The organism is Enterobacter cloacae complex sp. HYC003_NIDB (assembly GCF_056673375.1).
Window position 1 is genome coordinate 3,420,483 of the sequence record NZ_CP114220.1, and the last position, 20,766, is coordinate 3,441,248.

The window sequence follows — 20,766 nt, forward strand, 5'->3', positions numbered from 1 at the left end:
TTAACTACCTCTCATCAGGCCGGATTAGGGATATCAATAAACGTCACATCCAGATCGGTATTTTCCGTCAGCCACTCGCTGAGGGCGCGGATGCCGCCACGCTCGGTGGCGTGATGGCCCGCCGCGTAAAAATGCAGGCCTTGTTCACGGGCTGAGTGAATGGTCTGCTCGGAGACTTCGCCGGTAATGAAGGCGTCGACACCAAAACGCGCCGCGCTGTCAATAAAGCCCTGGCCGCCGCCGGTGCACCATGCCACGCGCTTCACGGTATCCGGCCCGGTGTCGCCGCACCACAGCGGACGACGCCCCAGGCGCGCTTCGATCCACGAAGCCAGCTCCAGACCCGGAACCGGCATCGACAGTTCGCCCCACGGCACCAGAGGTTCAATTTCACCCATCACGGTAATCCCCAGCAGCTGCGCAAGCTGAACGTTATTTCCCAGTTCAGGATGCGCATCGAGCGGCAGGTGATAGCCGTACAGGTTGATGTCATTCGCCAGCAGCGTTTTGAGTCGGTTGCGCTTCATGCCGCGAATAATCGGTGATTCGTTTTTCCAGAAATAACCGTGGTGGACAATCACCGCATCGGCTTCCTGACGCACCGCCTCATCCAGCAGCGCCTGGCTTGCCGTCACGCCGGTGATGATTTTTTGCACCGCCTCGCGCCCCTCCACCTGCAAGCCATTCGGGCCGTAGTCGCTAAACGAAGCCGTGTTGAGTTTTTCGTTAATCAGGCGTTCCAGTTCACTGTTTTTCATCATCATTCTCTCAAACTTTTCGGGCGGCTTCGTACGCCGCCAGCGTGGCGACGCGCGCCTGTTTATGGTCGACAATGGGACGGGGATAGTTCAGGGTAACACGCTGTTTATCCGCCCATACCCAGGGTTCATGAATGGCTTTGGCCGGGACATCCTTTAGCTCAGGCAGCCAGCGACGGATAAACTCGCCGTCGGCGTCAAATCGTTGTCCCTGCGTGGTCGGATTGAAGATCCGAAAATAGGGAGCCGCATCCGTTCCGGTGGAGGCCGCCCACTGCCAGCCGCCGTTATTCGCCGCCAGATCGCCATCGATCAGCTGAGAGATAAAATAACGTTCTCCGGTTCGCCAGTCGATAAGCAGATCCTTCACCAGGAAGCTGGCGGTAATCATACGCAGACGGTTATGCATCCACCCGGTTTCATTGAGCTGCCGCATAGCCGCATCAACAATCGGGAAGCCGGTGAGCCCACGCTGCCATGCTTTAAGCAGCTTCTCATTCGACTGCCACTGTACCTGTTCGGTCCAACGAATAAAGGGCCGATGTTTACACAAATCAGGATGATACGTCATCAGATGGCGATAAAACTCACGCCAGATCAGTTCGTTCAGCCACACTGCGCCCGCCCCCCCGTCTAAGGCCTGAGGCTGTTCCGCCAGCAGGCGATGTAAACACTGGCGCGGAGAGAGCGCGCCCAGCGCTAAACAGGCCGACAAGCGGCTGGTGCCTTCAGTCGCTGGAAAATCCCGACGCGCCTCGTACTCCGCCGCCCCCTGCGTGCAGAACTGACGCAACCGGTCAATAGCTGCTTTCTCACTGGCGGGGAATACCGTTTCATCGAACGACTGCTGGGGATAATTCAGCCTGATCGCCGGCAGATCCGTTATCGTTTCCCCTCTCACGGTCGGGGCGGTAACGCACTCAGGTAGTCCCTCTTTCAGGCGTTTGATAAAGGCATTTTTAAACGGCGTGAAAACTTTATACATTTCGTGGCTACCGGTCATTACGCTGCCCGGCGCGAGCATCACGCTGTCATCAAAGCCTTCACAGACCACGCCCGCAAGGGTTTTCTCCAGCTGACGATCCCGCTGTTGCTCGTTGAATTCATACTGATAGTTGTAATAAAGATGCGTTACTGCGTGCTGCTGGCAGATTGCCTGCACCGTCTGGCGCTGCGCGGCAAAATCATGGGCCTCTTTATAGATCAGCGGAATGCCTTTTTCAGCCAGTGAATGTTGCAGGTCATTCAGATACGCGCTGAGTAGTGCCGCTTGCCGGGGCGCCATGTCATGCTGCCGCCACTGTTCAGGCGTGGCGATAAACAGGGCCAGCACATTCGCGTCTTTAGCGCGGCAGGCCGCCGCGAGAGCGAAGTTGTCGTGAATGCGTAAATCCGCGCGAAACCAAACCAGATGGGTGGGCATAAAACTCCTGCAATTGTCCATTATGTCCGTAAGGGCATGCCGTAAAAGGAAAAAGGCATGCATTGAACTACTTTGCCATGAAGTGTAGACGGGATGAAATAAAAAAGGCCGCCCGAGGCGGCCTTAACGCTACTTGTCCTGCGCTATCAGGGTAAAGGCAATAAACACATCCGGTTTATCACTCTTTACAACGAGTGCGCTGGCGACAATGAACGCGATGCATAAATAGCGTTTCACTATGCGGTCCCTGCTGCTAACCGCTCCACCTATCACCACCGGTGATAAATCGGTGGACACAAGCCCGGGTAGGTGGGCTGCTTTACGGCTATGGATACACCTTTCCCAGGACCGATGCCCATTTGCGAAATGGCGGAAAGGGACGTGGCATCATAATTAGCACCAACGCCAAAAGTAAGTTATTTCAGTAAAATTAGGAATTTATAAAGGTGAAGTGGATTGTGAACTTTTTAAAGAAGGGTATGATAAAAATCCCGGGTAGGGGCTGCAAGATTACCCAACGGACCGCGAATCCCGAGGGACAAAAAAACCGCCACATTGCTGTAGGCGGTTTTTTTATGGCTACGATGTCACACCGTATCAGTAGAAATCGCAGGTCGCTTTCTCGGCCTGATCCATCCACACCGGCTTCTCGCTGGTTTTCGCCCAGACGCGGTGCAGGTAACTGTAGAAACGTGCGCGATCTTTCCAGAACAGCATCACCGGCAGGGCCAACACGCCAGCCACTACGGCGAAAGTGCGACGCATGAAAATGATATGAGCCGGAAACTCTTTATAAAGATCCATAATTTTCTCCCCTGTAGTTGGCCGGAAACCGTCTCCGGAAAATGTGAAATCTGTGACCTGGTTAAAATAATACCGCTTTGTTTGTAATTTTACTACTCATCCGACCACTTATTTTCATTCATTTCGTGAATATTTACATTCCCGCCTGTAATTAAGTTACAAAAAAGTTAACGATTTACTTACCAATAGTTAAATTGTGGTCTTTCCCTTTTTATACTTTTTTTACACCTGCCCTTCTGATTTTTGCGAAATCTTTGCGCCATAAATCCTACCGTTTGTACAACAACAAAAGTCACCCGGAGGTGGATTGTGAGTGCAGGTCTGATTGCCGGCATCGTGCTGGTGTTCCTGTTATTGGGTTATCTGATTTATGCCCTGATTAATGCGGAGGCATTCTGATGGCTGCTCAGGCGTTTTTGCTTATTGCCAGCTTTTTACTGGTGCTGTTTGTGCTCGCCAGGCCGCTGGGAACAGCGCTGGCGCGTCTGATAAACAACGTGCCATTGCCGGGCACGCGAAATATTGAAAACGTGCTCTGGCGCATTTCAGGTATCAGCGACCGGGAAATGAACTGGCGCCAGTACCTGATGGCGATACTGCTTCTGAATATCCTGGGGCTTATTGCCCTCTTTACGCTGCTGATGCTCCAGGGCAGTCTGCCGTTGAACCCGCAGCAGTTACCGGGTTTATCCTGGCATCTGGCGCTGAACACGGCGGTCAGCTTTGTCACCAACACCAACTGGCAGTCTTACGCTGGTGAAACCACGCTCAGCTACTTCAGCCAGATGGCCGGGTTAACCGTGCAAAACTTTCTTTCTGCGGCCAGCGGTATCGCGGTGATCTTCGCCCTGACGCGCGCGTTTGCCCGTCAGAATGTCAGCACCCTCGGCAACGCCTGGGTTGATGTCACGCGCATCACCCTTTGGATCCTGGTGCCTGTTGCGCTGATTATTGCCCTGTTCTTTATTCAGCAAGGCACTCTGCAAAACCTGCTGCCTTATACCCCTTACACCTCGCTTGAAGGGGCCAGGGAACTCCTTCCTATGGGGCCGGTGGCGTCGCAGGAAGCGATCAAGATGCTGGGCACCAACGGCGGCGGCTTCTTCAACGCCAACTCATCGCATCCGTTTGAAAACCCAACGGCATTAACCAATTTTGTACAGATGCTGGCGATCTTCCTGATCCCCGCCGCGCTCTGCTTCGCCTTTGGCGATGTGGTTAACGATCGCCGCCAGGGACGTACGCTGCTGTGGGCGATGTCGTTGATCTTCGTGGTCTGCGTAGCACTGGTGATGTGGGCCGAATGGAACGGCAACAGCCACTTCATGCAGCTGGGGGCTAACAGCAATATCAACCTGGAAGGCAAAGAGAGCCGCTTCGGCATTCTTGCCAGCAGCCTCTATGCGGTGGTCACCACGGCGGCCTCCTGCGGGGCAGTGAACGCCATGCACGACTCTTTTAACGCGCTCGGCGGCATGATCCCGATGTGGCTGATGCAGATTGGCGAGGTAGTTTTCGGTGGGGTCGGTTCGGGGCTGTACGGCATGCTGTTGTTCGTTCTGCTCGCCGTGTTTATCGCCGGGCTAATGATCGGTCGCACGCCGGAGTATCTCGGCAAAAAAATCGACGTCCGCGAAATGAAATTAACCGCGCTGGCAATTCTGGTCACCCCCACCCTTGTGCTGCTCGGTACCGCGCTGGCGCTGATGACCGACGCCGGGCGCAACGGCATCTTTAACCCGGGCATTCACGGCTTTAGCGAAGTGCTTTACGCCGTTTCGTCTGCCGCCAACAACAACGGCAGCGCCTTTGCAGGATTAAGCGTCAACTCGCCGTTCTGGAACTGTTTGCTGGCGTTCTGCATGTTCATCGGACGTTTCGGCGTGATTATTCCCGTCATGGCGATCGCTGGAACACTGGTGAATAAGAAGATCCAGCCGACCACCACCGGTACGTTACCGACTCACGGCGCGCTGTTCGTCGGCCTGCTGATTGGCACCGTTCTGCTGGTGGGTGCCCTGACCTTTATCCCCGCCCTCGCGTTAGGCCCGGTTGCGGAATATCTCTCTTTACGCTGATTTTGCGGAGAATTTGTCATGAGTCGTAAACAACTGGCCCTGCTCGAACCGACGTTAGTTCGTCAGGCCCTCATGGATGCGGTAAAAAAACTGAGCCCGCGCGTGCAGTGGCACAACCCGGTGATGTTTATTGTCTGGACTGGAAGTTTACTCACCACCGCACTGGCGATTGCCATGGGAACGGGACACCTTTCAGGGAATGCAACCTTTACCGCCGCCATCAGCCTGTGGCTGTGGTTTACCGTGCTGTTCGCCAACTTCGCCGAAGCGTTAGCGGAAGGCCGCAGTAAGGCACAGGCCAACAGCCTGAAAGGGGTAAAAAAGACCGCCTTTGCGCGTAAATTACGCGAACCTAAATACGGCGCGCAGATGGACCACGTTCCGGCGGATGAACTGCGCAAAGGTGACGTGGTGCTGGTGGAAGCTGGCGACATCATCCCCTGCGACGGTGAGGTGATTGAGGGCGGCGCGTCGGTAGACGAAAGCGCCATTACCGGGGAATCCGCACCGGTGATCCGTGAGTCGGGCGGAGATTTCGCCTCAGTTACCGGCGGAACGCGCATTCTTTCCGACTGGCTGGTGATCCAGTGCAGCGTTAACCCGGGCGAAACCTTTCTCGACCGGATGATCGCCATGGTGGAAGGCGCACAGCGTCGTAAAACGCCGAACGAGATCGCCCTGACCATTCTGCTGGTGGCGCTCACCATTGTCTTCCTGCTGGCAACGGCGACCCTGTGGCCCTTCTCCGCCTACGGCGGTACAGCGGTTAGCATCACCGTACTGATCGCCCTGCTGGTCTGTCTGATCCCCACCACTATCGGCGGCCTGCTTTCCGCGATTGGCGTGGCGGGGATGAGCCGGATGCTGGGCGCGAACGTCATCGCCACCAGCGGACGCGCCGTTGAAGCGGCGGGTGACGTAGACGTGCTGCTGCTGGATAAAACCGGGACCATCACCCTGGGCAATCGTCAGGCCTCTGACTTTCTACCTGCTCCCGGCGTGGATGAAAAAACGCTGGCTGACGCGGCGCAGCTTTCCTCGCTGGCCGATGAAACGCCGGAAGGCCGCAGTATCGTGATCCTCGCCAAGCAGCGCTTTAACCTGCGCCAGCGCGACGTTCAGAGCCTGCACGCCACGTTCGTGCCCTTCACAGCGCAAACCCGAATGAGCGGAATTAACATTCAGGACCGGATGATCCGTAAAGGGTCCGTTGATGCCATTCGCCGTCATATTGAAGCCAATAATGGACACTTCCCCCCGGAAGTCGACAACCTGGTGGAAAGCGTGGCGCGTCAGGGAGCAACCCCGCTGGTGGTGGCGGAAGGTGCAAGCGTTCTGGGGGTTATCGCCCTGAAGGATATCGTTAAAGGCGGTATTAAAGAGCGTTTCGCCCAGATGCGTAAGATGGGCATTAAAACAGTGATGATCACCGGGGATAACCGTCTGACTGCGGCGGCCATTGCCGCCGAAGCGGGCGTGGATGATTTCCTTTCCGAAGCGACGCCGGAAGCGAAGCTGGCACTCATTCGCCAGTATCAGGCGGAAGGCCGTCTGGTGGCGATGACCGGCGACGGCACCAACGACGCCCCGGCGCTGGCGCAGGCCGACGTGGCGGTGGCGATGAACTCCGGTACCCAGGCGGCAAAAGAGGCGGGCAACATGGTGGATCTCGACTCGAACCCGACCAAGCTGATCGAAGTGGTACATATCGGGAAGCAGATGCTGATGACGCGCGGCTCGCTGACCACGTTCAGTATCGCCAACGACGTGGCGAAGTATTTCGCCATCATTCCGGCGGCTTTTGCGGCAACCTACCCGCAGTTGAATGCCCTGAACGTGATGCACCTGCACTCTCCGGCCTCGGCCATTTTGAGCGCGGTGATCTTCAACGCGCTGATTATTGTCTTTCTTATTCCGCTGGCGCTGAAAGGGGTGAGCTATAAGCCGCTGACGGCCGCCGCCATGCTGCGCCGTAACCTGTGGATTTACGGTCTGGGTGGGCTAGTGGTGCCCTTTATTGGGATCAAGGTTATCGACATGCTGTTAACGCTGTTCGGGCTGGTTTAAAAGGTGGATCCAATGACGATGTTACGTCCCGCTATACTGTTGTTTATTCTGCTGTCTCTGATTACCGGCGGGCTTTACCCGCTGATGACTACCGCGCTGGGCCAGTGGTGGTTTAAAGATCAGGCCAACGGCTCGCTGATTATCCAGAACGGTGAAAACCGCGGCTCGCGTCTGATTGGGCAGAACTTTACGGACCCGCGCTACTTCCAGGGACGCCCTTCCGCCACTGCGGAAAGCCCGTATAATCCAATGGCCTCCGGCGGCAGCAATCTGGCTGGCAGTAATCCTGACCTGGACAAAGCCGTTGCTGAACGCGTTGCCGCCCTGCGCGCCGCGAATCCGCAGGCCAGCCGTGAGGTGCCGGTTGAGCTGATCACCGCTTCCGCGAGCGGGCTGGATTACAGCCTGACGCCGGATGCGGTGGTGTGGCAGATCCCACGCGTGGCAGCCGCCCGTCAGCTGACCGTCGAGCAGGTGAGCCAGCTGGTCGCAGAACATACTCAAAAGCCGCTGGTCAGCTTCATCGGCATGCCGATAGTGAACATTGTTGAGCTGAATCTGGCGCTGGACGCGCTAAGGAAGAACTAAATGACCGACGAGCCCATGCGCCCGGATCCGGACAGGCTGCTTGAACAGACGGCTGAAGCCCACCGCGGCAAGCTGAAAATTTTCTTCGGCGCCTGCGCGGGCGTCGGGAAAACCTTCGCCATGCTGACGGAAGCCCAGCGGCTTCGGGCGCAGGGGCTTGATATTCTCATCGGCGTGGTGGAAACCCACGGTCGCAAAGAGACGGCTGCGCTGCTGACGGGGCTGGCGACGCAGCCGCCCCAGCGTATCAGCCATCGCGGGCGGCTGGTCACGGAGTTTGATCTTGATGCCGCCCTCGCCCGCCGCCCTGCCCTGATCCTGATGGACGAACTGGCGCACAGCAATGCGCCAGGCTCCCGCCATCCGAAGCGCTGGCAGGATGTTGAGGAGCTGCTTGAGGCAGGCATTGACGTCTTCACCACGGTGAATGTTCAGCATCTGGAAAGCCTGAACGACGTAGTGAGCGGCGTAACCGGTATCCAGGTGCGGGAAACCGTCCCCGATCCGTTTTTTGATTCTGCCGATGAAGTCGTACTTGTTGACCTGCCGCCGGACGATCTACGCCAGCGCCTGCACGAAGGCAAAGTGTATATTGCCGGCCAGGCCGAACGCGCCATCGAACATTTTTTCCGCAAAGGAAACCTGATTGCCCTGCGCGAGCTGGCCCTGCGCCGCACCGCCGATCGCGTTGATGACCAGATGCGCGCCTGGCGAGACCTACAGGGACAAGAGCGCGTCTGGCACACGCGGGACGCCATTCTGTTATGCATTGGTCACGGCAGCGGCAACGAAAAACTGGTTCGCACCGCCGCCCGGCTGGCATCGAAATTTGGCAGCGTCTGGCACGCGGTCTACGTCGAAACGCCGCAGCTGCATGGTCTGCCAGAAAATCAGCGTCGCGCCATTTTGAGCGCGCTGCGGCTGGCGCAAGAGCTGGGTGCCGAAACCGCCACCCTTTCCGAACCGCAGGAAGATAAAGCCATTCTGCGCTACGCGCGCGAGCACAACCTGGGCAAGATTGTCATTGGACGTCGACAGCATCGCCGCTGGTTTAGCCGCGAATCTTTTGCCGACAGGCTGGCCCGCCGCGCGCCGGATCTTGATTTAGTCATCGTCGCGCTGGATGACAAGCCCGCCCCTCTGCCCAACCGTACGCCGGACGCTCGCACCTTTGGCGATAAATGGCGCATTCAGATCCGGGGTTGCCTGGTGGCAGTAGTCCTTTGCGCCCTGATTACGGTGATTGCCAGCCAGTGGCTCATCGCCTTCGACGCCGCCAATCTGGTCATGATTTATCTGCTCGGCGTCGTTGTGGTCGCGCTCTTTTATGGCCGCTGGCCGTCGGTGCTGGCAACGGTGATCAACGTCATCAGCTTCGACCTTTTTTTTATCGCTCCGCGCGGGACGCTTGCTGTCTCGGACGTGCAGTACATTCTGACCTTTGCCGTGATGCTTACCGTCGGGCTGGTGATCGGGAATCTGACGGCAGGCGTACGCTACCAGGCACGCATTGCCCGCTATCGCGAGCAGCGCACGCGCCATCTGTATGAAATGTCAAAATCGCTGGCGGTTGGCCGCACGCAGCGAGATATCGTGCAGACCAGCGAGCAGTTTATTCGTTCGACCTTTCATGCCAGTAACCTGATTTTGCTCCCCGACGAACAGGGGCGCCTTCGCCCGCTGACCTCCCCTACGGGGATGACGCCCTGGGATGAAGCGATTGCCCGCTGGAGTTTCGATAAGGGGTTACCTGCCGGCGCCGGCACCGACACGCTGCCCGGCGTGCCTTACCAGATCCTGCCGCTGCGCAGCGCGGATAAGAATCACGGGCTGGTCATCGTCGAGCCGTCTAACCTGCGTCAGCTGATGATCCCAGAGCAGCAGCGCCTGCTGGAAACCTTCACCCTGCTGGTCGCCAGCGCCCTTGAACGGCTGGCGCTCACCGCCAGCGAAGAGCAGGCGCGGCTGGCAAGCGAGCGCGAAAGTATTCGCAATTCGCTGCTGGCAGCGCTGTCTCACGATTTGCGCACCCCGCTTACCGTGCTGTTTGGCCAGTCCGAAATTCTGACGCTGGATCTGGCGGCGGAAGGATCAAAGCACGCGTTGCAGGCCAGCGAAATTCGCCAGCACGTGCTGAATACCACGCGCCTGGTGAACAACCTGCTGGACATGGCGCGCATTCAGTCCGGCGGGTTTAACCTCAAAAAAGAGTGGCTCACCCTTGAGGAGGTTGTCGGCAGTGCGCTGAAGATGCTGGAGCCGGGTCTCGGCGGGCGCCATATTGAGCTGGACATGCCGGAACCCCTGACGTTAATCCATGTGGATGGCCCGCTGTTTGAGCGCGTGCTGATTAATCTGCTGGAAAACGCGGCTAAATACGCCGGGACAAAGGCCCGGCTGGGGATTGCTGCCAGGGTGGATAAACGTGTGCTGCGGCTCGACGTCTGGGATAACGGGCCGGGTATTCCGGCCGGTCAGGAGCGCGCCATATTCGAAAAATTTGCGCGCGGTAATAAGGAATCCGCCATTCCGGGCGTTGGGCTGGGTCTGGCGATCTGCCAGGCGATTGTCGACGTGCATGGTGGCACCATTTCCGCAGAGAACCGCCCGGAAGGTGGGGCACGCTTTTGTGTTACACTTCCTCTTGAAACCCCACCAGAACTTGATGAATTACCAGAGGATTTGTGATTAACGTTCTGATTGTTGAAGATGAGCTCGCTATCAGCCGATTTCTGCGTACCGCGCTGGAAGGCGACGGCTTGCGCGTGCACGAAGCCGGTACGCTTCAACGGGGGTTAATTGAAGCCGCCACCCGCAAGCCAGATCTGGTGATCCTGGATCTGGGACTTCCGGATGGCGACGGCATCGATTTTATTCGTGAGGTGCGTCAGTGGAGCCAGATGCCCATTCTGGTGCTCTCTGCCCGCACCGAAGAGACGGATAAAATCGCCGCGCTGGATGCCGGAGCGGATGATTATCTGATCAAACCGTTTGGCATTGGCGAGTTACAGGCCCGGCTTCGTGTGGCGCTGCGTCGACACAGTGCCACGTCCCCTTCCGATCCGGTGTACGCCTTTAGCGATATCCGCGTCGATCTTGCCGCCCGCCGCATCGTGCGAGGGGAAGAAGAGATCCACCTTACGCCTATCGAATTTCGTCTGCTGGCCGTGCTGCTCAATAACCACGGAAAAGTGTTAACGCAGCGACAGCTGTTAAGCCAGGTCTGGGGACCGAATGCTGTCGAGCATAGTCACTATTTACGCATTTATATGGGACACCTTCGCCAGAAACTTGAAGCCGATCCCGCGCGTCCTCGTCATTTATTAACAGAAACCGGTATCGGATATCGGTTTATGATCTGAATAAGTATTCACTTTAATTTTAAATAAAAAACATACCAGCCTTAATATAGCCATGAAAATAACGATGAGTTTATTTTCATAGCTATATCCGCCCTCTTTAAACACAATTAAAACATCAAATTAACACCGAACCAACAAAACAGCATTTTGATCTGCGTTATTCACTCAAAACGACTAATTATTTCTAAAATGATCGGTTATTGGTGATCTGTTTCACAGTTAATCCCTTTTTCCTGGATAAAATGACCATGCTTTCAATTAATGAAAGGAAACTGAACATGGAAAACAATAATCGTTTAATGCCCCATATAAGGCGGACAACACATATCATGATGTTTGCCCACCGTAACTGTTTTGACTTTCATCTCTTTAACGCCCGGTAGTCCTTCGACTTCTGGCGCATCTGCTTACAGGTTATCCTGAAAAACGCTATTTTACAGGCTGTTGCCTGTGAACACCTGCGCTCATTCCTTGTGATTCAGATTCTCCGCAACCGGGCGGACTGAATTCTACTCAGCAAAAAAGCAATTAACTGATTTCGTATCAGCGGACACGCTTTGCTTTTTTTTCCGGAAATAATCGATTTCTTTACCGCAAGAAGTCGAGGGCCCCATATTGCCTGAAATAAAGAGATAAAGATGAAAACGTTAAAAATTGCCGTCAGCCGTGCCTGTCCTGAATGCTTTACCACTTCGCGCGACATCGTGGATATCACCGCATCAGATTATATTGATGTGGCAGCCGTGGTTCTGGCCGTCAGCGATATTTTCAATGGCGCCATAGAAGAAATAGAAGCCACGGGATTCGGTATCCCGGTGTTTATTGCCACGCATAAAGAAGAAAGGGTTCCGGCTGAATTTCTGTCGCGTATTCACGGCGTTTTTGAGTACTCCGACACCAGCAATGCGTACTACGGACGCCAGCTTGAAGCGGCTGCGCAGAAGTACGAAACCCAGCTCCGCCCGCCGTTCTTCCGCGCGCTGGTCGATTACGTCCAGCAGGGGAACAGCGCGTTTGACTGCCCCGGACATCAGGGAGGCCAGTTCTTCCGCCGCCATCCGGCCGGAAACCAGTTTGTCGATTTCTTTGGCGAAACGCTTTTCCGCGCCGATCTGTGCAATGCCGACGTGGCAATGGGCGATCTGCTGATCCACGAAGGCGCGCCATGCATCGCCCAGCAGCATGCGGCAAAAGTCTTTAATGCGGATAAAACCTACTTCGTGCTGAACGGCACCTCCTCTTCCAACAAGGTGGTGCTCAATGCCCTGCTCACGCCAGGCGATCTGGTGCTGTTCGATCGCAATAACCATAAATCTAATCACCACGGGGCGCTGTTACAGGCGGGCGCGACGCCAGTGTATCTGGAAACGGCGCGCAACCCGTACGGGTTTATCGGCGGTATCGACGCACACTGTTTCGACGAGAGCTACCTGCGGGAGCTGGTGTCAGAGGTCGCGCCTGGCCGTGCGCGGGATGAACGTCCGTTCCGTCTGGCGGTGATCCAGCTGGGCACCTACGACGGTACCATTTATAACGCCCGTCAGGTGGTGGATAAGATTGGTCACCTGTGCGATTACATTCTGTTTGACTCCGCCTGGGTGGGTTACGAGCAGTTTATCCCGATGATGGCCGACTGCTCGCCGCTGCTGCTGGAGCTGAACGAAAACGATCCGGGCATTCTGGTGACCCAGTCGGTGCATAAGCAGCAGGCGGGCTTCTCGCAAACCTCGCAAATCCATAAGAAGGACAGCCACATAAAAGGCCAGCCGCGCTATGTCCCGCATAAACGCCTGAACAACGCCTTTATGATGCACGCCTCCACCAGCCCGTTTTATCCGCTGTTTGCCGCCCTGGATATCAACGCCCGCATGCACGAGGGGCAAAGTGGGCGCAACATGTGGATGGACTGCGTGGTGACGGGTATCGAAGCGCGGAAACTGATCCTTCAGAACTGTCAGTTTATTCGTCCGTTCTTGCCGGAGACGGTGGATGGCCGTCCATGGGAAAGCTGGGATACGGCAGAGATTGCGACCGATCTGCGCTTCTTCCATTTCGTTCCGGGCGAACGCTGGCACGCCTTTGAGGGATACGCCGAGCATCAGTATTTTATCGATCCCTGCAAACTGCTGCTAACTACGCCGGGCATCAACGCCCGCACCGGTGAGTACGATGATTTCGGCGTGCCCGCGACCATCCTCGCCAACTTCCTGCGTGAAAACGGCATCGTGCCGGAAAAATGCGACCTCAATTCCATTCTGTTCCTGCTCACCCCGGCGGAGGACATGGGCAAATTGCAGCAGCTCGTCGCCCAGCTGGTGCGCTTCGAAAAACTGCTCCAGAGCGATGTGCCGCTGAAAGAGGTTCTGCCCTCTCTTTATAAGCAACATCCGGAACGTTATGCGGATTATACCCTGCGTCAGATTTGTCAGGAGATGCATGACCTCTACGCCCGCCATAACGTGAAGCAACTGCAAAAAGAGATGTTCCGCAAGTCTCACTTCCCACGCGTCATGATGAACCCGCAGGAGGCGAACTATGCCTATCTGCGCGGTGAGGTCGAGCTGGTGTCCCTGCGCGACGCGGAAGGCCGTATCGCCGCGGAAGGCGCGCTGCCTTACCCACCGGGGGTGTTGTGCGTGGTGCCGGGAGAAGTCTGGGGCGGTTCCGTGCTGCGCTATTTCGCCGCGCTGGAAGACGGGATCAATCTGCTGCCGGGTTTTGCGCCGGAGTTACAGGGGGTTTACGTCGAGGAGTGTGACGGTCGCAAACAGGTGCGCTGCTACGTCATCAAACAACCTGCCGCTCAGCCATCGCTGCTGAAAGGAGAAAAATTATGAGTAAGGCCAACAAGATGGGCGTGGTGCAACTCACTATTCTCACCATGGTGAATATGATGGGTTCGGGGATCATCATGCTCCCCACCAAGCTCGCTGAAGTGGGGACGATTTCGATTATCTCCTGGCTTGTTACCGCCGTGGGTTCGATGGCGCTGGCGTGGGCGTTTGCCAAGTGCGGTATGTTCAGCCGCAAGTCCGGCGGCATGGGCGGCTATGCCGAATATGCGTTTGGTAAGTCCGGTAACTTTATGGCGAACTATACCTATGGCGTGTCGCTGCTGATCGCCAATGTGGCGATTGCCATTTCCGCTGTCGGTTACGGCACAGAGCTGTTTGGCGCGACGCTGACCCCGGTGCAAATTGGGCTGGCGACCATCGGCGTGCTCTGGATCTGCACCGTCGCTAACTTTGGCGGCGCGCGCATCACCGGACAGCTCAGCAGCATCACCGTCTGGGGCGTCATCATCCCGGTTGTCGGCCTGTGCATCATCGGCTGGTTCTGGTTCAGCCCGACGCTGTACGCCAATTCCTGGAATCCGCATCACGTACCGTTCTTCACCGCCGTGGGATCGTCCATCGCCATGACGCTGTGGGCCTTCCTCGGGCTGGAGTCGGCCTGTGCGAATGCGGAAGTGGTGGAAAACCCGGAGAAAAATGTGCCGATCGCGGTACTCGGCGGGACGCTGGGGGCGGCGGTGATCTATATCGTCTCAACCAACGTGATTGCGGGAATTGTGCCCAACATGGATCTGGCTAACTCCACGGCGCCGTTCGGACTGGCGTTTGCGCAGATGTTTACGCCGGAGGTAGGGAAAGTGATCATGGGACTGATGGTGATGTCCTGCTGCGGCTCGCTGCTGGGCTGGCAGTTCACCATCGCCCAGGTATTCAAATCTTCCGCTGACGAAGGTTATTTCCCGAAAATCTTCTCCCGCGTCACCAAAGCGGATGCACCGGTGCAGGGCATGCTGGCGATTGTCATCTTCCAGAGCGGATTGTCGCTGATGACCATCAGCCCGTCACTGAACAGCCAGTTTAACGTGCTGGTCAACCTGGCGGTGGTGACGAACATCATTCCGTACATTCTGTCGATGGCGGCGCTGGTGATTATTCAGAAGGTGGCGAAGGTGGATCCGCGCAAAGCCCGGGCGGCCAATATCGTGGCGCTGATTGGGGCGATTTACAGCTTCTATGCGCTCTACTCGTCCGGTCAGGAGGCGATGCTGTATGGGGCGATGGTGACCTTTATGGGCTGGACGCTGTACGGTCTGGTATCGCCGAGATTTGAATTGAAGAATAAGCATAGTTAGGTAAAGCAAAACGGCAACCCATGGGTTGCCGTTTTTTATGTTTTCTCCCTCTCCCAGTGGGAGAGGGCCGGGGTGAGGGCATCAGCCCGCACCAGAACACGACTTACGCGTTTTTCAGCACTTCGCTGACAATCTCTACCGCTTCTTTCTCAATCTGCTGACGATGCTCAGCGCCGAGGAAACTTTCGCAATAGATTTTGTACGCATCTTCCGTACCGGATGGACGCGCGGCGAACCAGCCGTTTTCGGTCATCACTTTCAGGCCGCCGATCGATGCGCCGTTACCCGGCGCCGCCGTCAGACGCGCGGTGATCGGGTCACCAGCCAGGGTACTGGCACTGACCATCTCCGGAGAGAGTTTTGACAGAGCTGCTTTTTGCGCAGACGTGGCGCCAGCCTGAATACGGTTATAGCTTGGCGCACCAAAACGTTCCGCCAGCTCGTTGTAATGTTCCTGCGGGTTCTTACCGGTGACCGCGGTGATTTCCGCCGCCAGCAGGCACATGATGATGCCGTCTTTATCGGTTGACCATGGGGTGCCGTCGAAGCGCAGGAAGGATGCCCCCGCGCTCTCTTCACCGCCAAAGCCGAAGCTGCCGTCGTGCAGACCGTCAACAAACCACTTGAAGCCCACCGGCACTTCCACCAGCTTGCGACCCAGCGCGTCGACCACACGGTCAATCATAGCGGAAGAGACCAGCGTTTTACCCACCGCAACCTCTTTGCCCCACTGCGGACGGTGCTGGAAGAGATAATTGATTGCAACAGCCAGGTAGTGGTTCGGGTTCATCAGCCCTGCCGGGGTGACGATACCGTGGCGATCGTAGTCCGGGTCGTTGGCAAACGCCAGATCGAACTTGTCGCGCAGCGCCAGCAGGCCAGCCATTGCGCATTCGGAGGAGCAGTCCATACGGATCGCGCCGTCTTTGTCCAGGTGCATAAAGCGGAAGGTCTGATCGACGTGATCGTTCACGATTGTCAGATCCAGCTTGTAGTGCTCGGCAATGCGTTTCCAGTATTCAATACCGGAGCCGCCCAGTGGATCCACGCCCAGCTTCAGACCGGCTTTCTGGATAGCGGCCATATCGACGATATCCGCCAGCCCTTCCACGAACGGCTGCACCAGATCCTGCTCTTTCACGTGGCCGGAGGCCATGGCTTCATCCAGCGAGATGCGTTTCACACCGTTCAGACCGTTAGCCAGTAACGCGTTGGCACGATCTTCCACCACTTTCGTGACGTTGGTATCCGCCGGGCCACCGTTAGGTGGGTTGTACTTGATGCCGCCATCTTCCGGTGGGTTGTGTGACGGGGTGATCACAATGCCGTCAGCCTGCGCGCCACCTTTTTTGTTGTGTACCAGAATAGCGTTAGAAACCGCTGGCGTTGGCGTAAAACCGTTGTTCTCCTGAACAATCACGTCTACGCCGTTCGCCGCCAGCACTTCCAGCACGGAGATAAAAGCAGGTTCAGACAGGGCGTGGGTATCTTTCCCTACATAGCACGGACCGGTGACGCCATTTTTGGCGCGCTCTTCCGCGATGGCCTGAGCAATGGCCAGAATGTGCGGTTCGTTAAAGCTGTGGCGCGCCGCACTACCGCGGTGGCCAGATGTACCAAACTTCACTGCGTGTTCTGCGTTGCCCACCACCGGCTTCAGCACGTAGTACTGCGCGGTCAGTTGAGCGACGTTAATCAAATCGCTTTGTTGTGCAGGTTGTCCTGCACGGCTGTGATTTGCCATTGCCTGGTCCTTCTGATGCAAGGGTTAAATTGTACCGCAAACCTTTTCGATCAATTCCGCCGGGAACTGCATGGACTGCATGATATGTTCGATCATGCTGCACTTACGGCCCGTATTGGTGTTGGTGATCACCCAGTATGGTGTACCGGGAACGTGTTTGGGTTTGGTTTGGTTGCCATTTTGCAGCAGGGTCTGCTCGTCGCCTGCGAAGTAAACGCGCGTGCGACCGTGCAGCGACTCTGTCGCTTCTGCAAATGCGTTGTTATCCAGTGAATAAAGTGTAGACAGCACCAGCATAAAGCGGTTAACCGCCTTTTTCTGCTCGGCATATTCATCGGACAGCAGCAGCTCGCGCATCGCGCGCACTTTGTCTTTTGCCGGCATGACGGCAGGTTTTACTTGTGCAACAACGCTCGGCTGAGACACGACATCTTTAGTGACAGGAGTGGGCTGTGAGGCGGCGGAAATTTTAAGCATGCGCCGTAAAATGTCGGACGCGCTCTCCCCAATATGCCGCGTCTGGCTGGCAATATACTGATAGAGTTCGTCATCAACTTCGATTGTTTTCATCTTAATCCAGTGCGATATCTTATCTGAATACAAGTCGTTGAGATTATAAGGTCAAATCCCAACAGCGGATAGCGTCAAACCAGGTTGGCGGCAAAAGTCAGATTAAACTGGATCCTTGCCCCCGGGCGGCAGAATGGTCAACATGATACCCTAACCTGACAAACCTAAAAAAAGAACTTTGCCATGAAATTGAATACCCGAGCGCAAACTGCACAATCGCCGAACAATAATTCTCCCATCGTACTGGTTCACGGCCTGTTTGGTAGCCTGGATAATCTGGGTGTGCTGGCGCGCGATTTAGTGACCGATCACGCGATCCTCCAGGTTGATATGCGCAATCACGGTCTTTCTGGGCGCTCGGAGGAGATGACCTACGCAGCCATGGCGCAGGATCTGCGGGACACCCTCGATGCGAATAATATCCAGAAAGCGACGCTTATCGGGCATTCAATGGGCGGCAAAGCGGTGATGGCGCTCACTGCGCTGGCCCCTGAGCGAATTTCCGGGCTGGTGGTCATCGACGTTGCGCCCGTCAATTACGACGTTCGCCGTCACGATGAGATTTTTACCGCCATCAATGCGGTCACCGAAGCGGGTGTCGCAACCCGCCAGCAGGCGGCTGCCGTTATGCGTGAGCATCTTGATGAGGAAGGCGTAGTTCAGTTCCTGCTGAAATCGTTTGTTGACGGACAATGGCGCTTTAACGTCCCGGTATTGTGGGATCAGTATTCGCATATTGTGGGCTGGGAAACCGTCCCCGCCTGGCCGCACCCTACCCTTTTTATTCGCGGCGGCAACTCCCCTTACGTCACTGATGCGTATCGTGACACGCTGCTGGCGCAATTCCCGCAGGCTCGCGCTCACGTCATTGCCGGTGCCGGACACTGGGTACACGCGGAAAAACCGGATGCCGTCCTGCGCGCCATTCGCCGCTATCTTACTGATACAGCGAATTGATTAAAAAGCCAGCGACCGGAAGACGACGGGCTTCCAGTCGTTGGCGTGTGGATTTGGGTGATGTATGATGGCGCGCTTATCGCCCGGGCATTAGCAGGGCGGCGTGTTTCCCCCGAAGTCTCAGAATCATGGCCAAAGAACAAACGGACCGTACGACACTAGATCTGTTCGCGAATGAGCGTCGACCGGGACGACCGAAAACGAATCCGCTTTCGCGCGATGAACAGCTGCGTATCAATAAACGCAACCAGCTTAAACGCGATAAAAATCGTGGGCTTAAGCGTGTCGAACTGAAGCTGAATGCCGATGCCGTCGATGCGCTTAACGAGTTAGCTGACGCGCGCAACATCAGCCGCAGCGAACTGATCGAAGAGATGCTGATCGCCCAGCTTGAGACGTTACGCGGCAAGGCGTGAGTCAGAAAATCCCCAATATTACCTTTTTCATGTAGCACAGAGTGCAGTCCTGCGTGATAGCTGTTTCCGCAGGGTTGCCTGTTCTGCTATTATTGCCCTTATCCGTGGACAATTTGGGCCACCATACCATTAAGTTTCAAGAGGTTATTTTACTCATGGCAATCATCGGCATTTTCTTTGGCAGTGATACCGGCAATACTGAAAATATCGCAAAAAACATTCAAAAACAGCTCGGTAAAGACGTTGCTGATGTGCATGACATCGCCAAGAGCAGCAAAGAAGATCTCGAGGGCTATGACATCCTGCTGCTGGGCATCCCGACCTGGTACTACGGTGAAGCACAGTGTGACTGGGACGATTTCTTCCCGACGCTGGAAGAAGTAGACTTCAACGGCAAGCTGGTTGCCCTGTTTGGCTGTGGCGATCAGGAAGACTATGCTGAGTATTTCTGTGATGCGCTGGGCACTATTCGCGACATCATTGAGCCACGCGGTGCTGCGATCGTCGGTCACTGGCCAACGGCGGGTTACCATTTCGAAGCGTCCAAAGGTCTGGCAGATGACGATCACTTCGTTGGCCTGGCCATTGATGAAGACCGTCAGCCAGAGCTGACCGCTGAGCGTGTAGAAAAATGGGTTAAGCAGGTTCGTGAAGAGCTGAACCTGGACGATATCCTTAACGCCTGATATCCCTGCGGCGCAACTCCGGTTGCGCCCGTTTTCCAGGTAAAACCGATTAAATTAATTGCTACAAACTTTTAACTTTTTCGCCCAGACCTGTACAATATCCCCCTGGTAAAAAGTGGGTGCCATCGAACAAGTTTGTTGGTGATACCACGTTTTTATAAGCATACTTTGCTTGAGACTTGCAGTTTTCATTTAGCCATGGCAGTTCTATAATGAGACGCATTATCCCAAGTGCATTTTCTGTCACTTCTTCTTTTGAAGTGAATCGTTTAGCAACAGGACAGATTCCGCATGACTGACAACAATACCGCATTAAAGAAAGCTGGCCTGAAAGTAACGCTTCCTCGGTTAAAAATCCTTGAAGTGCTTCAGGGGCCAGACAATCACCATGTCAGTGCGGAAGACCTTTATAAGCGTCTTATCGATATGGGTGAAGAGATTGGGCTGGCAACCGTCTATCGTGTGCTGAACCAGTTTGATGACGCGGGCATTGTTACTCGTCATAATTTCGAAGGCGGTAAATCCGTGTTCGAGCTGACTCAGCAGCATCACCACGATCACCTGATCTGCCTCGACTGTGGCAAGGTCATTGAATTTAGCGATGATTCCATTGAATCACGCCAGCGTGAAATCGCCGCCCGTCATGGCATCCGCCTGACCAACCACAGCCTGTACCTGTACGGTCACTGCGCTGAAGGCGATTGCCGCGAAGACGACCACGCGCACGACGCGAAATAATATCGTGTTCATACTCTGAGCCAGCCGTAAGGTTGGCTTTTTTTTGCCTGAAAAAAGCCCGGTGGCGCTGCGCCACCGGGCGTAAAGCAACTTATTTATTGTTATTGCGAATCTCGTCCCAGATCTTATCGCAACGCTTCGCCACTTCCTGATCGTTACCGCTTTTCCGCGCCTGGATACAGGCCTGGTAATCCATCACGCGAACATTTTCCTGCGTCGCAAACTGCTCATGCGCTTTCTCTTTTTTCAGCACATTCAGCACGCTCTGGCAGGCTTCAATCTTCTCTGGCGATCCTTGTGCTGTATTGATGCAGGCGCTATACGCCTCCTTCAGACGGGAGTCTTCTTTCTGCGCCTGATCCTGCGCACACGCCACCAGCCCCGATGCCAGCAGCGCAACGATTACCATTTTTTTCATCATATGCAGT

19 protein-coding genes are annotated in these 20,766 nt (G+C 55.7%); 13 read left to right on the plus strand and 6 right to left on the minus strand.

Going from position 1 to position 20,766, the window contains the following annotated elements:
- Positions 1–14 precede the first annotated feature (14 nt).
- The 3 genes from O1722_RS16310 to O1722_RS16320 form a co-directional block, all read right to left on the minus strand.
- Positions 15–758 carry a type 2 GTP cyclohydrolase I gene (locus O1722_RS16310; RefSeq protein ID WP_026094364.1) on the minus strand — a complete coding sequence of 248 codons (744 nt, stop codon included), beginning with the start codon at positions 756–758 and terminating at the stop codon, positions 15–17.
- A 10-nt stretch (positions 759–768) separates the two neighbouring features.
- Positions 769–2,181, minus strand: a complete 1,413-nt coding sequence (gene phrB / locus O1722_RS16315; protein WP_023303302.1) for a deoxyribodipyrimidine photo-lyase — start codon at positions 2,179–2,181, stop codon at positions 769–771.
- 597 nt (positions 2,182–2,778) lie between these two features.
- Positions 2,779–2,985 (minus strand): YbfA family protein, encoded by a 207-nt coding sequence (locus O1722_RS16320; RefSeq protein ID WP_003858637.1) that lies wholly within the window; start codon positions 2,983–2,985, stop codon positions 2,779–2,781.
- A gap of 309 nt (positions 2,986–3,294) precedes the next feature.
- Between O1722_RS16320 and kdpF the strand changes: the two genes are divergently transcribed.
- The 9 genes from kdpF to potE all read left to right on the plus strand — a co-directional run bounded on the left by kdpF (position 3,295) and on the right by potE (position 15,227).
- Positions 3,295–3,384, plus strand: a complete 90-nt coding sequence (gene kdpF / locus O1722_RS16325; protein WP_003858638.1) for a K(+)-transporting ATPase subunit F — start codon at positions 3,295–3,297, stop codon at positions 3,382–3,384.
- The gene (kdpA, locus tag O1722_RS16330) at positions 3,384–5,063 is read left to right on the plus strand and encodes a potassium-transporting ATPase subunit KdpA (protein ID WP_058686641.1); all 1,680 of its coding nucleotides are present in this window, start codon (positions 3,384–3,386) and stop codon (positions 5,061–5,063) included. Before kdpF ends, kdpA begins: the two co-directional genes overlap by 1 nt.
- Positions 5,064–5,081: 18 nt before the next feature.
- A complete protein-coding gene (gene kdpB, locus O1722_RS16335) occupies positions 5,082–7,130 on the plus strand; it encodes a potassium-transporting ATPase subunit KdpB (protein WP_032652983.1) in 2,049 nt (682 codons plus the stop codon).
- 12 nt (positions 7,131–7,142) lie between these two features.
- Positions 7,143–7,718 carry a potassium-transporting ATPase subunit KdpC gene (gene kdpC / locus O1722_RS16340; RefSeq protein ID WP_032652982.1) on the plus strand — a complete coding sequence of 192 codons (576 nt, stop codon included), beginning with the start codon at positions 7,143–7,145 and terminating at the stop codon, positions 7,716–7,718.
- Positions 7,719–10,406, plus strand: coding sequence for a two-component system sensor histidine kinase KdpD (kdpD, locus tag O1722_RS16345; protein WP_033486401.1), 2,688 nt, complete (start codon positions 7,719–7,721; stop codon positions 10,404–10,406).
- The gene (kdpE, locus tag O1722_RS16350) at positions 10,403–11,080 is read left to right on the plus strand and encodes a two-component system response regulator KdpE (protein WP_033486402.1); all 678 of its coding nucleotides are present in this window, start codon (positions 10,403–10,405) and stop codon (positions 11,078–11,080) included. Before kdpD ends, kdpE begins: the two co-directional genes overlap by 4 nt.
- Before the next feature lie 278 nt (positions 11,081–11,358).
- Positions 11,359–11,463, plus strand: coding sequence for a leader peptide SpeFL (gene speFL / locus O1722_RS16355; RefSeq protein WP_003858645.1), 105 nt, complete (start codon positions 11,359–11,361; stop codon positions 11,461–11,463).
- Positions 11,464–11,718: 255 nt separating this feature from the next.
- Entirely contained in the window at positions 11,719–13,917 is a 2,199-nt protein-coding gene (gene speF / locus O1722_RS16360; protein ID WP_033486403.1) for an ornithine decarboxylase SpeF, read from the plus strand.
- Positions 13,914–15,227 (plus strand): putrescine-ornithine antiporter, encoded by a 1,314-nt coding sequence (gene potE / locus O1722_RS16365; protein ID WP_003858648.1) that lies wholly within the window; start codon positions 13,914–13,916, stop codon positions 15,225–15,227. The genes speF and potE overlap by 4 nt, the downstream gene beginning before the upstream one ends.
- A 103-nt stretch (positions 15,228–15,330) precedes the next feature.
- On the opposite strand, the gene pgm is transcribed toward potE, so the two are convergent.
- Positions 15,331–16,971, minus strand: coding sequence for a phosphoglucomutase (alpha-D-glucose-1,6-bisphosphate-dependent) (gene pgm, locus O1722_RS16370; protein ID WP_015571122.1), 1,641 nt, complete (start codon positions 16,969–16,971; stop codon positions 15,331–15,333).
- A 24-nt stretch (positions 16,972–16,995) separates the two neighbouring features.
- Positions 16,996–17,541, minus strand: coding sequence for a replication initiation negative regulator SeqA (gene seqA, locus O1722_RS16375; RefSeq protein WP_003858650.1), 546 nt, complete (start codon positions 17,539–17,541; stop codon positions 16,996–16,998).
- A gap of 183 nt (positions 17,542–17,724) precedes the next feature.
- Here seqA and ybfF point away from each other — a divergent pair, with 183 nt between their 5' ends.
- The 4 genes from ybfF to fur all read left to right on the plus strand — a co-directional run bounded on the left by ybfF (position 17,725) and on the right by fur (position 20,338).
- On the plus strand, positions 17,725–18,498 hold the full coding sequence (gene ybfF, locus O1722_RS16380; RefSeq protein WP_032670343.1) for an esterase: 774 nt from the start codon (positions 17,725–17,727) through the stop codon (positions 18,496–18,498).
- A 128-nt stretch (positions 18,499–18,626) separates the two neighbouring features.
- Positions 18,627–18,914, plus strand: a complete 288-nt coding sequence (gene ybfE / locus O1722_RS16385) for a LexA regulated protein (RefSeq protein ID WP_003858652.1) — start codon at positions 18,627–18,629, stop codon at positions 18,912–18,914.
- A 155-nt stretch (positions 18,915–19,069) separates the two neighbouring features.
- The gene (gene fldA, locus O1722_RS16390; RefSeq protein ID WP_003858653.1) at positions 19,070–19,600 is read left to right on the plus strand and encodes a flavodoxin FldA; all 531 of its coding nucleotides are present in this window, start codon (positions 19,070–19,072) and stop codon (positions 19,598–19,600) included.
- A gap of 291 nt (positions 19,601–19,891) precedes the next feature.
- The gene (gene fur / locus O1722_RS16395; protein WP_010428651.1) at positions 19,892–20,338 is read left to right on the plus strand and encodes a ferric iron uptake transcriptional regulator; all 447 of its coding nucleotides are present in this window, start codon (positions 19,892–19,894) and stop codon (positions 20,336–20,338) included.
- A gap of 91 nt (positions 20,339–20,429) precedes the next feature.
- Here fur and chiQ read toward each other — a convergent pair whose 3' ends face one another.
- Entirely contained in the window at positions 20,430–20,756 is a 327-nt protein-coding gene (gene chiQ / locus O1722_RS16400) for a ChiQ/YbfN family lipoprotein (protein ID WP_032102682.1), read from the minus strand.
- Positions 20,757–20,766 lie beyond the last annotated feature (10 nt).

Coding starts and splice junctions, on each gene's coding strand:
- phrB (WP_023303302.1), bottom strand. CDS start 2,181: ATGCCCACCCATCTGGTTTGGTTTCGCGCGGATTTACGCATTCACGAC.
- kdpC (WP_032652982.1), top strand. CDS start 7,143: ATGACGATGTTACGTCCCGCTATACTGTTGTTTATTCTGCTGTCTCTG.
- O1722_RS16320 (WP_003858637.1), bottom strand. CDS start 2,985: ATGGATCTTTATAAAGAGTTTCCGGCTCATATCATTTTCATGCGTCGC.
- kdpB (WP_032652983.1), top strand. CDS start 5,082: ATGAGTCGTAAACAACTGGCCCTGCTCGAACCGACGTTAGTTCGTCAG.
- fur (WP_010428651.1), top strand. CDS start 19,892: ATGACTGACAACAATACCGCATTAAAGAAAGCTGGCCTGAAAGTAACG.
- ybfF (WP_032670343.1), top strand. CDS start 17,725: ATGAAATTGAATACCCGAGCGCAAACTGCACAATCGCCGAACAATAAT.
- speFL (WP_003858645.1), top strand. CDS start 11,359: ATGGAAAACAATAATCGTTTAATGCCCCATATAAGGCGGACAACACAT.
- speF (WP_033486403.1), top strand. CDS start 11,719: ATGAAAACGTTAAAAATTGCCGTCAGCCGTGCCTGTCCTGAATGCTTT.
- kdpA (WP_058686641.1), top strand. CDS start 3,384: ATGGCTGCTCAGGCGTTTTTGCTTATTGCCAGCTTTTTACTGGTGCTG.
- pgm (WP_015571122.1), bottom strand. CDS start 16,971: ATGGCAAATCACAGCCGTGCAGGACAACCTGCACAACAAAGCGATTTG.
- potE (WP_003858648.1), top strand. CDS start 13,914: ATGAGTAAGGCCAACAAGATGGGCGTGGTGCAACTCACTATTCTCACC.
- seqA (WP_003858650.1), bottom strand. CDS start 17,541: ATGAAAACAATCGAAGTTGATGACGAACTCTATCAGTATATTGCCAGC.
- chiQ (WP_032102682.1), bottom strand. CDS start 20,756: ATGAAAAAAATGGTAATCGTTGCGCTGCTGGCATCGGGGCTGGTGGCG.
- fldA (WP_003858653.1), top strand. CDS start 19,070: ATGGCAATCATCGGCATTTTCTTTGGCAGTGATACCGGCAATACTGAA.
- ybfE (WP_003858652.1), top strand. CDS start 18,627: ATGGCCAAAGAACAAACGGACCGTACGACACTAGATCTGTTCGCGAAT.
- kdpD (WP_033486401.1), top strand. CDS start 7,719: ATGACCGACGAGCCCATGCGCCCGGATCCGGACAGGCTGCTTGAACAG.
- O1722_RS16310 (WP_026094364.1), bottom strand. CDS start 758: ATGAAAAACAGTGAACTGGAACGCCTGATTAACGAAAAACTCAACACG.